The organism is Halobacillus litoralis, assembly GCF_009856415.1.
Taxonomy (GTDB): domain Bacteria; phylum Bacillota; class Bacilli; order Bacillales; family Halobacillaceae; genus Halobacillus; species Halobacillus litoralis_C.
Window position 1 is genome coordinate 253,177 of record NZ_WMEZ01000001.1, and the last position, 14,107, is coordinate 267,283.

Here is a 14,107-nt window from a genome sequence, read left to right on the forward strand (position 1 = left end):
GAAAAAGGGGAGATAGACGTGTTATCGACAAAACGAACCGTTATGAAAGAGATTCAAACTAGAGATTATAAAGAGGTAAAGGAACTCTACTTACATCCAGTGGTCAGGAAATACCTTGGAGGTCCGCGCGATGAGGACAGTATGGCTGCGCTTTTTGAAGGGATGCAGACATCAGATGAAAATTCTTTCTATTTAGTAGTTCGAGAAAAAGCTACGGATCATTTTATTGGGTTAATTTCACTAGACCCTTATCATGATAGGGAGAATATCGAGCTTTCATATCAACTCCTGCCACGTTGGTGGGGAGAGGGTTATGGTTCTGAAATTGTGAAAGAAGTCATAGACTATGCTTTTAATGAGCTCAACCTTAAAAAAATTACGGCCGAAACGCAGATGGCCAATGTGTATTCTTGCAGACTTTTAGAAAAAGCAGGGATGAAATTAGACAAGACCCTCATTCGTTTTGGTGAAACCCAATGTGTTTATATCATAAGACCAAATGAACGGCGCTGATCTACATAGGCTTCTAAGAAAATGGAGCACTTAGGAAAATATAGGTACCTTCATGTGTATTAAAAGAAAGGGAGGACAAAGTGAAGCATTCTAAAAAGCTTTTTTATTTCCATGTACTATTAATCTTGATTGTTTCCATAACTGCTGGATGTCAAGAAACAAAGGGCAAGGAAACCACCTTAACAATCGGGCAAAATGAGTCTAGTATCGACCGACAAATAGACACGGAGTCAGCAGAAAGCGATACTGCGAAAAACCAATCGGAGAGTGCATCGTCAAAAGAAACTGGAGAAGACGAATCAAATGCTAGCCCTTCAAATGACGAGAATTCTAATCAACAATCAAAAGGAGATACGGTAGATTTGGCCCCTTACACCTCCAATGAAATAGAAGTGGCAAGAGTTTGGTATCAACTAGCTCCCAACCAACAGATCGACAAAATGTATGTGAGAAAAATTTCCGCTGGTAGTCTAGTTAATCCTAACTATGAAGAGAGTGCTGTCTACCCTGAGGATGTGATTCAGTTAGAAGGTACGCGCTTAGTCGATGGGGCCGTCACTTACAGTGGTAACGGGGATGGCACCGTGAATGTCTACAATGTACCGGCACGGTGGAATGAGAAGTTGGTTGGGGAAGTGGATAAAGAGGAGATAAAAAAAGTCACGAAAAAAGTGATAGAGAATCCAAAGCACGTGAAGATTGAGCTTGTTTCCAATGAGGAAATCGTAGAGTTGATCAAGAAGATTCAAATGGTCGATTCAGGACCGTGAATTTTTCTGGAGGCTGCAACACTATATTGCAGTCAGCGGGGACTGGAGGGCACTGGATATGGATCATGATAGGAAGAGCATAATAGAAAGAAGGTCTTCAATGGTGTTTGAAAATGGTAATTTAGCAGTCAGGCAAATAGTTAAAGAGGATCATGATGTACTTTCCAAGTGGCTTTCAGATCCTAGAGTACTTCAATTTTATGAAGGAAGAGATCAGCCATTTGATCGGAGTAAACTGGAGAAAGAATTCATTTCCTTCGGTGATGAAAAGACCCAAGGCCTTGTCCTATATAAAGGGATGAAGGTTGGATATATCCAATTCTATCAATTAGATAAAAAGTTGAAAGATCAATATGAGTATGTGGATGAAGTCGTTTATGGAATGGATCAATTTATTGGAGAAGTGATGTATTGGAACAAGGGGATCGGAACCTTGCTTGTTACGTCTATGGTTGATTATTTATTCGAGGTTAAATGTGCAGACAGGGTGGTGATGGATCCTCAAGTAAGAAACGAACGGGCTTTAAGATGTTATGAAAAGTCCGGGTTTAGAAAGGTGAAGCTTCTTCCAAGCCATGAGCTTCATGAGGGCAAGTTTGAAGATTGTTGGTTCATGGATATCCAAAGAGGAAAGTAGTTTTGATTTTTCATAAAAGATAGGACTTCCCATGATATGGAAGTCCTATCTTTTTGAAAGCCACAATCAACGAACGAACCGGTTAGCTTAACAGGAACTTTCAACTCTTTAAAAGATAACGTTCACCTTTTAAAGCTCTTCTTGATCATTATTGTTCATTTCTAACTTTCTTTCTTCCAACTCTACTTTCTTCTCTTCGATCTCCAACTTTTTCTTTTTAAAGTCATAATGGATAACAAATGATAAAAAAACAAAAGTCAAACCGACAATGACTGAAATAAATAAAAACAGGTCCAAACGGATCTCCCCTTAAATAAAATTGATCAAGCGTGCATTTTCGTTCAATTAAATAATATGAGCATGAATACCTTATTAATTACATTTGAGCCGATCTACATCCGCTAACAGTGCTTTTGCGCTAACAATCAACAATAACATAGCCTTCTTTTTTGATCCAAGGAAATGAAGAATCTTCCTAAAAGAGTCTGAACTTGCTATATTTGTAATAAAGAAGAAAACAATGACGGAGAGGAAAGGTTTTATGAAACAGATCCTCATCAACTATATGAAGAAATATTCTGATCTCAATGAAGCTGAACTGGATAAGATCGCCTCTGAAGTGACGATCACTCCTTTCAAAAAAGGGACCGTTCTGTTACAACAAGGAGATGTCTCTACACACTGTTACTTTATTTTAAAAGGTTGTATCCGGAAGTTTTCAGTGAGTGAATCGGGAAAAGAAACGACGGTCAATTTTTATACAGAGGAACAGAGTGTGACGATCTTCAACCCGCATGCCTCCAATCAATCATCTAAATATTCATTGGGATGCGTGGAAGATTGTGTCCTGGTCGTTGGTGACTTATCGATCGAACAAACAGCCTATGACGAAACTCCTGGCCTTGAAACCATGATCCTTAAGATGGTGGAAGGTGACATGGGTACCATGCATGATGAATTTGCTGCCTTCATTTCTTCCACACCTGAGGAGCGCTACCAATCCCTTCTTGAAAAAAGACCACAACTATTGAAAAGGGTGCCCCAGCATCAGCTGGCCAGCTATCTAGGCATGACCCCTGAATCCTTGAGTCGAATCAAAAAGCGATTAGGAAGCTCCCAAATATGAAGGTCGTGTGCTTGGTTTGCCTTTGATTGCTTTGACCAATAACCACATCGCGAATCCTAATTCGCCAATCATCATCGGAAGACTTAAAACGGTCTCTATGGTGGCTGTGAGATTTTCGTATTGAGGAAGTCCATTGTACATGGCATGGACCAACAGATAGCTGACCCCGGCAATCATTAACAAAGCACTCATCCACTTAGGGATAAAGTCAGCTTTTAGAGCAACAAAACCTACCATGATTAAGTGAGCTCCGAAGACCATTAATCCTATCGACCAGATTTTTTCGAAACTAAGAATGTTGGCCATCACTTGTGACGCTGTGCCTGAGTCGCTTTGAATGACTGGGTTGACCATCCATAATCGGAAAACAGCTGTGGCAAGAATGATGGTATAAATGAGGCGTAACCCTCCAGCCAATAAGGCATAGGAAGAGTAAATGGGTTTTAAGATTTTGTAAAACGCCCAGGATACGAGGAGATCTGTTAATATAATCACCACCCAGCCGAGAATTTCAAGATGAAATAAGAAAAGGGAGGACTGCAAAAGATCATACGTTTTTGCAGCATCTTCGTAGATCACCAATGAGCTATGGGCGTAGCCATAGGAGAAGAACGCGGCAAGGGTCATCACAATTAAACTCACTCCAGCAATGATAGCTGGTCGTCTTTGGAAATCTTCACTTCGATTCAGTTTTTTCATCAGAATCAGGATCCTCCTTGTTCGTTTGATTGTATTTTACCTTCACAGAAGAAACATCACATTGACTTAAGTCAAGAAAGCCATAAATATTGAACTTTTTTTCATCCTGATGTTCGTTTACAGCTTATGTGCTTTATTTCTGTGGAAGGTCTGATCTGAAACCTATGAATGAAGCAGGAATAAAGGTCTTCGTGGAGAAAAAGTTGATGAGGAAAGATTGTCTAATGACCATCATCTATGTCACTTAGTGGAATCAAAAATGCTTATGGAGGTGAAAAAATGGATCCGAAAATCATAGCGCTGGAGGAAAAGAAGTTGATTGGAAAATCGAAGCGGATGTCTTTAGAGGAAGATTCAACGCAGGAACTTTGGAAAAGTTTCATGCCACACCGTCATTCCATCCCCCATCGAACAGATGAAATGCTCTACAATCTTAAGGTATTTGACCAGGGATTGGGTCCAATGAATTTTAGTTCTTCAACAACTTTTGTTAAATGGGCGGCTGTGGAGGTTGATCAATTAGATCCTGAAGAAATGCCGGCAATGGAAACCCATCTTTTGAGTGGTGGAATTTATGCGGTCTTTCTGCATCGTGGTCCTGCAAGTGCATTCAACCAAACGCTGCAATACATATTCAAAGAGTGGCTGCCATCTTCATCCTACACCTTGGATGATCGGGAGCACTTTGAACGGTTTACAGAAGATTATCGACCGGCTGACCCTGAAGCCGTGGAAGAGGTGTGGATTCCTGTTCAATACCGGGGACGAGGGACTGACGTAATGATGAAGGATCCAGAATAAAAAGCGGTATTTAAAAGGGGGAGTCTGGTGAACGACGTAAAGAAAATACATATCATCGGTTCCGTTGCGAGTGGGAAGACGACACTTGCAAGAAAACTATCCAGAGAATTGGAACTTCCCTATTATGAATTGGATAATGTCGTGTGGGAAAGGCACCAGACAGGCGATATTCGAAGAACAGAAGAGGAACGGGCCGAATACTTGAGGCAGGTGGTCGGGATGGAAGGGTGGATCATGGAAGGGGTCCACAATGAGTGGTGGGTGGAAGAAAGTTTCCGTCATGCGGATGTCATCATCTTCCTTGATACCAAATATTCCGTCCGGACCTACCGGATCATCAAGCGGTTCATTTTACAAAAGCTACGCTTGGAGAAGGCCCATTACACCCCAACCTTCCGAATCTTCCTGAAAATGTTCAAATGGAACAAGTATTTTGAGGAGAATGGGAAACCGCACTTTTTTCAAGCATTTGAGGAAGTTCAAGATAAAGTGCTTAAGGTGAGTACAGTTAAAGAGTTGGATCAGAGACTGCCTTCTCTCCGATCGACTTCACCAGTTGAAAATAAGTGATGCAGGTATTGGAAGCACCTATGGAAAACCACTGTAAAATGGTGGTTTTCTATTTTTTTGAAGAAAATATTTGTTGATATAACAAGGGTTTTATCCTTTTTTAAAACTTTTTTTGTTTTTTTGTGATCCAAAATGCATCTCCTCTCGTTAGCTTAGTGAAATCAAAATTAAGAGGAGTGGTTGGAAATGAAAAAACAAATCAATTGGAAAAAGTCCTTGATCGCTTTGCCGATGTCCGCAGCACTTATGTTGCCGACAGCCACGGTTACGTTTGCAGATGATCACGGAGATCACAATGAAAAAATGTCAGATGTAACGGTATCAACCCCGGCTGCAGATTTACGAGCAACACTTGATCAGTCCCTTTCCGAGCACGCCTATCTTGCTGTAGTTACTATGCAGAAAGGAATTGAGGGAGCTGAGGATTTTGATGCAGCAGCTGCAGCCCTTGAAGGAAATACACAAGATTTGACCGCAGCGATTGCTTCCGTCTATGGAGAGGAAGCAGGACAGCAATTCGAATCCATGTGGTCTGAACATATCGGGTATTTTGTTGATTACGTAAAGGCGACAGCGGAAGAAGATGAAGCAGGACGTGAAGAAGCGTTAAGCAATTTGGACAACTATCGTGAAGATTTCTCCATGTTCTTGGAGACAGCAACGGATGAACGCTTAGAAGCTTCTGCGCTGGCTGAAGGTCTTCAAATGCACGTCAATCAGCTCGTGGGTGCTTTTGACAATTATGAAGAAGGCGACTTTGATGAAGCCTACCAAAAACTTCGTACGAGTATCGATCACATGTACGGAGTAGGAAAAGGTCTATCCACAGCGATTACCGACCAATTCCCGGATAAATTCGAAAACACGAACCCAGCGACCCCGGCTGCTGACCTTCGTGCAGACTTGAACCATTTGCTATCTGAACACGCAGCTCTTGCCGTTCTTGCCATGCAAAAAGGCGGCGACGGTGCGGAAGACTTTGAAAATGCCGCAGCTGCACTCAGCAACAATACAGAAGATCTTTCTGCAGCCATCACTTCTGTCTATGGAGAGGAAGCTGGACAACAATTTGAAGAAATGTGGTCTGAGCACATCGGTTATTTCGTTGATTATGTAGAAGCGACAGGTGCAGGAGATGAAGAAGCCAAAGAACAGGCGCTGACTGCTTTGGACGGTTACCGAGCAGACTTCTCCGAGTTCCTTGATACAGCGACAGAAGGTGGATTAGAAGCAGAAGCAACAGCGGAAGGACTTCAAATGCACGTGAACCAATTGACTGGATCGTTCGACAGCTATGTAGATGGTGACTTTGATGCGGCCTATGACCAGCTTCGTGAAGCGTATGCTCATATGTATGGCGTAGGGGAAGGGCTTTCTGGTGCCATTGTAGCGCAAAACCCAGAAATGTTCGCATCCAACATGCCTTCTGAAATGCCTAAAACCGGTCTCGGCGGCACAGCGGATGACGGAATGAATGCCTGGATGATCGCCTTCGCAAGCATGGCAGCCGTCCTATTCGCAACAGCCATCGGCGTACGCAAAAGCAAAAACAATGCATAAAAGGTAATTACCAAAAATTTCTACCCCTGGTCATACAGATATTTCCAGGGGTAGTTCAAATAGATGGAAGGTGAATGGAGATGTACAAGTGGATGTCACTGGTGTTGCTCTGCTTCTTGTTTGCCTGCTCCAGTGCCGAGGAGCCGGAAGCGAATGCAGATGCTGAACAAAAGGCAACGGATACGTCAAAGCAGACGGAAGAAAAGGAAAGTTTGAGAGATACGTATGACTCCCAGAAAATAAATGCCTCGACAACTTCTGAAACGACTGAGAAGACAGCCATCACTCCGTCTACCATAACCCTCCCTGCCATTGAGGTAAAAGCAGATATTGAGAATGTCGGACGTTATGCGAATGGGCAAATGGGCGAACCGGAAAGTGTAGATGGTGTGGGCTGGTACAAAGATGGCTATCAGCCAGGAGCGAAAGGAAGTGCCGTTCTTGCGGGCCACGTAGATAGCCGCACGGGTCCTGCCGTATTTTATAACCTGGAAGATTTAGAAGAAGGCGATGAGATCATCGTCACAGATGAAGATGGTACAGAACAAACGTTTATTGTACAAAAATTAGAAGCCTATGATCGGAAAAACGCCCCATTGAATAAGATTTTTGGTTTTTCGTACCGAAGACAATTGAACCTCATCACTTGCACAGGGGAATTCAATAGAGAAGCGGGAACACATGATGAACGGCTGGTCGTCTATGCCGTCCATGAAGATGATGTGAATCCTGCAGGCTAAACAGGTATCTATCTTTTTATAGATGCCTGTTTTTTTCTGGATGAAAGTTCGTTGTAGCGGATTGCTTTCATAAATACTGATATAATTGCTCAAATACGGGGATATAGCTGGAAATGCTGATATCACCCTGGAAACAATGATACCATTTTCGAAATACTGATAAATCAACTCTCCAACAATAATGGAAGAATCAAGAGTCTGTCATTCATTTCTGAAATTAGATAGGCTTATTAGCCAACTATGAAGGAGGCGGGTAGATGCAATACATAGGGATTGATTTGTCCGGACCCAGTAACACCAAAGACACCGTACTCGTTCATTTTCACAAGGAGAAGGACAAGCTTCATTACAAAAAACATGAAACACCGATGAATGACTATGCTCTCATGACATACATAGAATCTCTCGCGAATAGAGACTCCGTCACCATCGGCGTGGACGCTCCTTTATCCTATGAGGACGGAGGAGGGGACCGGGAAAGCGACCGTTCTTTGAGAACATTCGTAACGAAGCTGGGCATGAAGGGAGCATCCATCATGCCGCCGACGATGATGCGCATGGTGTACTTATCGTTGAGAGGAATACGCTTGACAAGAGAAATCGAACGTTTTTCTACCAAACACAAAATTCATATCGTGGAAGTTCATCCCGGAGCGGCCCTTGGAGCAAGAATGGAAACGATCGATGATGTTCTCCACTACAAGCAGGACCTCTCTATTCGTAAAAGAATACGGATATGGTTCGAAACACAACAATTACTCGATGTCCCGGAAGTGATGGCCGAGGAATCCCATACCATTGATGCATGCGCCGCCGCTCTAGCTGCCTGGCATTGGCAGGATCCAGATCTTGAACCTGCCTGGCTGTTCAAGGCTTCCTTACCTCTTCACCCTTATGATTTTTGTTGTTGATCTTTTGTTGAGGATCCTTTTAAAACTTCCGATGAAAGTGTCATGTATAATAGAACGTAAGAGGCTGTAAATGCGAAAGTTTTAAGTAGAAAAGGAGACGAGATGATGATGGAACCTTATAAAGTAAGATCGGCGATGCGAAAGGAAGAACATACGGGTACAACTTCCGGACTATGTGAAGGATATATTCAAACCAATATGGTGACACTGCCGAAAGCGTATGCCTTCGATTTCTTATTGTTCTGCATGAGAAATCCGAAGCCATGTCCTCTCGTCGAAGTGATGGAAGCAGGGCAGACGGTCCCTCTAACGGCGGATGCGGATATCCGGACAGATTTGCCGCGGCACCGCATTTATCGCAATGGGAAGTTCTCTGAAGAAACCCTGAATATCTCCGACGTGTGGGAGGATGATTTTGTGACCTTTCTCATCGGGTGCAGTTTCACTTTTGAAAAAGCGCTCCTTGATGGCGGCATTCCGTTATTCCACCAGGAGCAGAAAAAAGTCGTACCCATGTTCGATACAACCATTCCATTAGAGACCGCAGGGATTTTCAAAGGGAATATGGTCGTCAGTATGAGAGCAGTGCCGAACGATTTAGTCGATCAGGCGCTTGCCATTTCGGATCGGTTTGAACAGTCTCACGGGAGCCCTGTCCATATCGGATCACCTGAAGAAATCGGCATCAAGGATTTGCAAAAACCAGATTATGGGGAAGCAGTCAATTTTGACACTGCTGAAGCCACACCCGTGTTTTGGGCATGTGGAGTTACCCCACAAAATGCTGCGCTTCAAGCGAAGCCATCAATTATGATTACCCATGCCCCTGGTCATATGTTGATTACCGATCAGTTGGACTCGAATTATAAAAATGGGTAACTCTTACCAAACGAGGTTCCGAACTTGCAACAAAGCCCCTGGAGTGATAAGTTTTTCTTAACGAAACCTTTACAAAACAGGAGCGATACATATGGATACACGATCACAGATGAAACTTTTTACATTAAACTCCAATGAACCATTAGCTCAAGAAATATCAGAGATCCTTGAAGTACCTTTAGGGAAAAGCAAAGTCGTCCGTTTCAGCGATGGAGAAGTCCAAATCAATATCGAAGAAAGTGTACGTGGTGATGATATCTACTTGATCCAGTCCACATCCCAGCCCGTCAATGAGCACGTGATGGAAATGTTGATCATGGTCGATGCTTTGAAAAGAGCTTCTGCTAAAACGATCAATGTCGTCATCCCTTATTACGGCTACGCGCGCCAGGACCGGAAAGCCCGTTCCCGTGAGCCAATCACGGCGAAATTGATCGCCAACCTCCTGGAAAAGGCTGGGGCAGACAGAGTGATCTCATTGGATTTACATGCACCACAGATCCAGGGCTTCTTCAATATCCCTGTTGATCAGCTGCAGGGAATTCCGATTCTTGGCGAACATTTTAAAACGAAAGACATCCAAAACCTTGTTGTCGTTTCTCCTAATACAAGCAGTATGAACAGGGTAAGGAAAATGGCGAACATCCTTGATGCACCGCTCGCATTCATCGATAAACGCAAAGCAGAGCCCGGACAACCTGAGATCCGGGATGTCGTCGGTGATGTCGAAGGCAAAAATGTCATCATCGTTGATGACATGATGGATACAGCGGATACCGTGACCATCGCTGCTGATATTCTCCATCAGAATGGAGTCAACGATATCTATGCCTGTGGAACACACGCCGTGTTATCTGATCCTGCCGTCATCAAAATCGAACAGTCGCCGATCAAAGAATTAGTGATCACAAATTCCATTTTCCAACCGGAAGAAAAACAGATTGATAAAATGACTATTCTTTCAGTCGCTCCTTTGCTCGCAGATGCCTTGTTACGCGTCCAACACGAGCATTCCGTGAGTGTTTTGTTCGATTAATCGCTTCTATCCAAAAGCACCTCTTACCGAAGAGGTGCTTTTTTTATGGGAAAAATCATTCTGGATATATGAAAATACAGTTGCACATACAATACTGTATGACATATACTAAGTGTAGATAGTGTTTGTCGTACAGTATATAGAGGAGTGAAGATTTTGAGTCAACTACTGAACTCATTGCTGACCGAACAGCGGAGGGGGAATCTGACGTTAGCGGTTTTAAGTCAGCTGCGTACCCCGCAATATGGGTACTCTCTCGTAAAACGATTAGAAGATTCAGGCATCACCATCGAACAAAGTACGCTGTATCCTCTGCTTCGCCGGTTGGAAAAAAAGGACCTGGTCACGAGCAGTTGGGATACTTCAGAGTCTCGCCCTCGGAAGTATTATGTGTTGAGTGATTATGGGGAAGATGTTTTTCAAACGTTGAAGAAAGAATGGAAAAAAGCGACGAATGAATTGTTCCGTTTATTGGAGGAGGAGAACAATGAAATGGATTGATGTCTACTTACAAGAAGTTGGACGCCGACTGCCGGAAAAGAACCGGGAAGACATCTTACTTGAGATCCGATCGACCATTGAGGATATGCTTCCAGAAGACCCAACGGAGAAGGAAGTCAAAGATGTCCTGCAGGAATTGGGTGATCCTGTTACGCTTGCTCATGGATACAGTGAAAAACCGATGCATCTGATCGGTCCGCGTTATTATGATACCTATATCTCCCTTATAAAAATGATCCTGCCGATCGCGATCACGATTTCTTTGATTAGCCTCGTCGCTGAGAATATTATCGGATCTGTCGAGGAAGGCAGCTTGATAACGATGATCCTCACCATTATCGGTGAGGGCATCTGGCGGGTGATCTCTGTCGGCATGCAAGTCTTTTTCTGGATCACGATCATTTTCGCCATCATCGAGCGGGTGGACCTCGGCATGGAAGACGAATATCCTGGGCCTCAACGGAAAAAATGGACTCCAGATGATTTGAAAAAAGTCGCTCATGTCCCTAAGAAACGTGCGATATCCCAATGGGAAGTGTATGGTGCCTTTCTTTGGACAGCGATTTGGGGAACCGTCTACTTCCATGCCGACCATTTGCTGGGAATCTATGAGAACCAGGGGGAAGGGCTCACCTTCATCACCCCGGCTTTAAACCAGGATGTCCTGCTCAGCTATTGGCCTGGAGTCGTCCTGGTGATTGGACTTGAAATCGCTTTGGCCCTTTATAAGTTATTGAAAAAAGAATGGACCAAAGGCGTAGTATGGTTCCATACCATTCAGGAACTCCTATCCATAGGGATTTTCGTTTGGATCATTACAGATGAAAGGCTATTTCAACCAGCATTCATCAGCTATATCTCAGACCTCTTCGGGGTGAGTGCAGCGCAAGTCGAGAACGGTCTTGCTTGGAGAATTGCGGCTATCTTTATCATTTTCGCCGTATGGAATATCATTGATGGATGGATGAAGTATAAAAAAGGGGTTAAAAAGACGAAGTTGACCCATGAATTTGTTAAATGAATCGGATGAAAAAGGTGACCCGGGTTACAGGGTCATCTTTTTTGTGTGTTAACCAAAATATTCCTGTTCATGATACAATGGAAAAAGAGATTGATATTTTAGAACGGGAGAATTAATGTTGTAAAGGGCTAATGATCGAGGGGAGTAGTGAATGTGAAAGTTAGAACAAAATGGGTTGTATTAGCATTATGTTCGTTAACGATAGTCATGGGTATTTTCTTACTTGGCATGCAGTCCTATTTTAATAACAAAGAAATCGAGAATGCCAGTGACCAATGTTATGAGATCGGCGGGACGCCAAAAGTGGAGAGTGATTTTCTGGCTATGAATTATTCATTTGAATGTCACACGGATGAGAACTCTTAGTGAACAGATCTCTTATGGAACCTTAGCATTTTTAGGGGTAGCATACATAAATTGACGCAGTTCGTGCTAAAGCATGGGCTGCTTTTTTTGTGGTTTTATTGTACGAATAGCTGCCACATCATAGATTTATTCTCACAGTTAACTAGAGTCCCTCAGCTGTCAAATGCTACAACATCCTATCAATCCTTACCTCATCTTGATTTGACGAGTTGTACGAACATCTCTATAATTAATCCCTATGTGTGAAAAAGTCTTAGAATAAGAGGAGTATTCGTTTTCTGAACGTCTAAAGAACAAAACCATTGTAAATCCGTCATAGACTTGAAAATATATTAACTATCACAGGTTAACAAACCTAGGAGGAAAATAATGAACGAAAAAACGAATAGGAGAACGAGAATTGACTGGGTCACATTCAGCATCAGTGGAGGCTTTCTCGTCTTATTTTTACTCATGTCTCTTTTGAACAAAGACCTGATGGGAGAATGGATCTCAAGCTCGTTCGACTTTTCTGTTACATTCTTTGGTGCCTTTTGGCAACTGCTGCTGCTTGCTACTTTCGTAGTCGGTGTCTCGCTGGCTCTATCGAAATATGGAAAAGTGAAATTAGGAAAAATGGATCGACCGGAAAACAGCTGGTTCCGTTGGGTCTCCATGATTCTTTGTACATTGCTTGCGAGTGGCGGTGTCTTCTGGGCAGCCGGAGAACCGATCTATCATTTCTTAACGACACCACCGCTTTTTGCAGATGAGGGGATGACAAGTGCACAGGCCGTCGTCCCTGGTTTAGCCCAAAGCTTTTTCCACTGGGGCTTTACCGCATGGGCTTGTTTAGGTACGGTAGCTACAATTGTACTGATGTATGCGCACTACCATAAAGGATACCCGTTAAAGCCACGGGCGATTTTGTATCCGATGGTAGGAGAGAAAATTTTCAATAAGAAAAGTGTCATTGGTGCTGCAGCTGATATTGTTTCTGTCATTGCTGTAGCCGCAGGAACGATTGGACCGATCGGCTTCTTAGGTTTACAAGTCGGTTATGCTCTCAATTATTTATTCAATATCCCGGATACGATGTTCACCCAGTCACTTGTCATTATTTTCCTAGTGACGATTGCTGCCATTTCTGCAGCTTCCGGGGTGGATAAAGGGATTCAACTGCTCAGTCGTCTGAACGTCGGTTTTGCCGTCATTCTCATGATTGGCATGCTCATTTTAGGACCAACCATGTTCATCATCGATTCATTCATCGCCGCAGAAGCTTTTCAAATTCAGAACTTCCTGCGTATGAGTCTTTATCGGGGAGACAGCGGTTGGCTCGGTTATTGGACCGTCTTCTTCTGGGGCTGGTTCCTCGGTTTCGGACCGGCGATGGCGATGTTCATCAGTCGGATCTCCAGAGGTCGTACCATCCGTGAGCTGATCCTTGCCGTAGCGATCATTGCTCCGATTGTGAGTAATTTCTGGTTCGCCGTTGTCGGAGGATCTGGTCTGTTTTACGAATTGGAATCACCAGGAGCTATTTCTACAGCCTTGAACGACACTGGAATGCCTGCCGCCGTCATGGCGATTATGGAACAAGTGCCATACGGAATGGTCATGGCTGCTGGTTTCTTAATTGTGACGGTTATCTTTGTCGCAACCACAGCAGATACGATGTCGTATTCTGTCGCGGTTACGATTACAGGTGACACCCATCCACCACGTGTCCTGCGCGTTTTTTGGGCCCTGTTGTTTGGAGGAATCGCTGCAACCCTTCTCGGTATTGGCGAAAGTAGTATCCAAACACTACAGAACTTCATCGTCGTTACCGCTGTTCCGGTTTCCCTTCTACTGTTACCACCTGTCTGGCTGGCACCGAAAGTGGCTAAGAAGATGGCGAAGGAACAAGGACTGATTACGGAAAGAAGTGTACCTGTATCCGTTGAGGAAAAAGAACGTAAAACATCATGATTGAAGCAAAACCGCTATTCTATC

General features: G+C 43.5%; 17 protein-coding genes. 15 read left to right on the forward strand and 2 right to left on the reverse strand.

The features are described from left to right. Positions 1-18: 18 nt before the first annotated feature. The 3 genes from GLV98_RS01335 to GLV98_RS01345 all read left to right on the forward strand — a co-directional run bounded on the left by GLV98_RS01335 (position 19) and on the right by GLV98_RS01345 (position 1,920). Positions 19-513 (forward strand): GNAT family N-acetyltransferase, encoded by a 495-nt coding sequence (locus tag GLV98_RS01335; protein ID WP_160911327.1) that lies wholly within the window; start codon positions 19-21, stop codon positions 511-513. A gap of 80 nt (positions 514-593) precedes the next feature. Beyond that, complete coding sequence (locus GLV98_RS01340; protein ID WP_160911329.1) at positions 594-1,283, forward strand: hypothetical protein; 690 nt, start codon at positions 594-596, stop codon at positions 1,281-1,283. Positions 1,284-1,383: 100 nt separating this feature from the next. Beyond that, the gene (locus GLV98_RS01345) at positions 1,384-1,920 is read left to right on the forward strand and encodes a GNAT family N-acetyltransferase (RefSeq protein ID WP_160911331.1); all 537 of its coding nucleotides are present in this window, start codon (positions 1,384-1,386) and stop codon (positions 1,918-1,920) included. A 129-nt stretch (positions 1,921-2,049) separates the two neighbouring features. On the opposite strand, the gene GLV98_RS01350 is transcribed toward GLV98_RS01345, so the two are convergent. Then, a complete protein-coding gene (locus tag GLV98_RS01350) occupies positions 2,050-2,217 on the reverse strand; it encodes a hypothetical protein (RefSeq protein WP_160911333.1) in 168 nt (55 codons plus the stop codon). Between the two features lie 244 nt (positions 2,218-2,461). On the opposite strand from GLV98_RS01350, the gene GLV98_RS01355 reads away from it, so the two are divergent. Further along, on the forward strand, positions 2,462-3,046 hold the full coding sequence (locus tag GLV98_RS01355; protein ID WP_160911335.1) for a Crp/Fnr family transcriptional regulator: 585 nt from the start codon (positions 2,462-2,464) through the stop codon (positions 3,044-3,046). On the opposite strand, the gene GLV98_RS01360 is transcribed toward GLV98_RS01355, so the two are convergent. Further along, positions 3,026-3,745, reverse strand: a complete 720-nt coding sequence (locus GLV98_RS01360; RefSeq protein WP_160911337.1) for a DUF4386 domain-containing protein — start codon at positions 3,743-3,745, stop codon at positions 3,026-3,028. The two genes, GLV98_RS01355 and GLV98_RS01360, sit on opposite strands and share 21 nt — an antisense overlap. A gap of 279 nt (positions 3,746-4,024) precedes the next feature. On the opposite strand from GLV98_RS01360, the gene GLV98_RS01365 reads away from it, so the two are divergent. The 11 genes from GLV98_RS01365 to GLV98_RS01410 all read left to right on the forward strand — a co-directional run bounded on the left by GLV98_RS01365 (position 4,025) and on the right by GLV98_RS01410 (position 14,083). Further along, positions 4,025-4,546 (forward strand): GyrI-like domain-containing protein, encoded by a 522-nt coding sequence (locus GLV98_RS01365; protein ID WP_160911339.1) that lies wholly within the window; start codon positions 4,025-4,027, stop codon positions 4,544-4,546. Between the two features lie 27 nt (positions 4,547-4,573). After that, positions 4,574-5,116: a DNA topology modulation protein FlaR gene (locus GLV98_RS01370; protein ID WP_423784990.1), complete on the forward strand. Its 543-nt coding sequence runs from the start codon at positions 4,574-4,576 to the stop codon at positions 5,114-5,116. A 198-nt stretch (positions 5,117-5,314) separates the two neighbouring features. Then, entirely contained in the window at positions 5,315-6,676 is a 1,362-nt protein-coding gene (locus GLV98_RS01375) for a copper amine oxidase (RefSeq protein WP_160912907.1), read from the forward strand. Positions 6,677-6,756: 80 nt separating this feature from the next. Further along, entirely contained in the window at positions 6,757-7,416 is a 660-nt protein-coding gene (locus GLV98_RS01380; RefSeq protein ID WP_160911341.1) for a class F sortase, read from the forward strand. 257 nt (positions 7,417-7,673) lie between these two features. Continuing rightward, positions 7,674-8,327 (forward strand): DUF429 domain-containing protein, encoded by a 654-nt coding sequence (locus GLV98_RS01385; RefSeq protein ID WP_160911343.1) that lies wholly within the window; start codon positions 7,674-7,676, stop codon positions 8,325-8,327. Between the two features lie 108 nt (positions 8,328-8,435). Further along, positions 8,436-9,206, forward strand: coding sequence for a putative hydro-lyase (locus GLV98_RS01390; protein ID WP_160912909.1), 771 nt, complete (start codon positions 8,436-8,438; stop codon positions 9,204-9,206). Between the two features lie 91 nt (positions 9,207-9,297). Beyond that, positions 9,298-10,242: a ribose-phosphate diphosphokinase gene (locus tag GLV98_RS01395; RefSeq protein WP_160911345.1), complete on the forward strand. Its 945-nt coding sequence runs from the start codon at positions 9,298-9,300 to the stop codon at positions 10,240-10,242. A 156-nt stretch (positions 10,243-10,398) separates the two neighbouring features. After that, positions 10,399-10,743: a PadR family transcriptional regulator gene (locus tag GLV98_RS01400; protein WP_160911347.1), complete on the forward strand. Its 345-nt coding sequence runs from the start codon at positions 10,399-10,401 to the stop codon at positions 10,741-10,743. Then, entirely contained in the window at positions 10,730-11,764 is a 1,035-nt protein-coding gene (locus GLV98_RS01405; RefSeq protein ID WP_160911349.1) for an HAAS signaling domain-containing protein, read from the forward strand. Before GLV98_RS01400 ends, GLV98_RS01405 begins: the two co-directional genes overlap by 14 nt. A 153-nt stretch (positions 11,765-11,917) precedes the next feature. Then, positions 11,918-12,130, forward strand: a complete 213-nt coding sequence (locus tag GLV98_RS19940; RefSeq protein WP_202409941.1) for a hypothetical protein — start codon at positions 11,918-11,920, stop codon at positions 12,128-12,130. A 369-nt stretch (positions 12,131-12,499) separates the two neighbouring features. Then, a complete protein-coding gene (locus GLV98_RS01410; protein ID WP_160911351.1) occupies positions 12,500-14,083 on the forward strand; it encodes a BCCT family transporter in 1,584 nt (527 codons plus the stop codon). Positions 14,084-14,107: the final 24 nt, after the last annotated feature.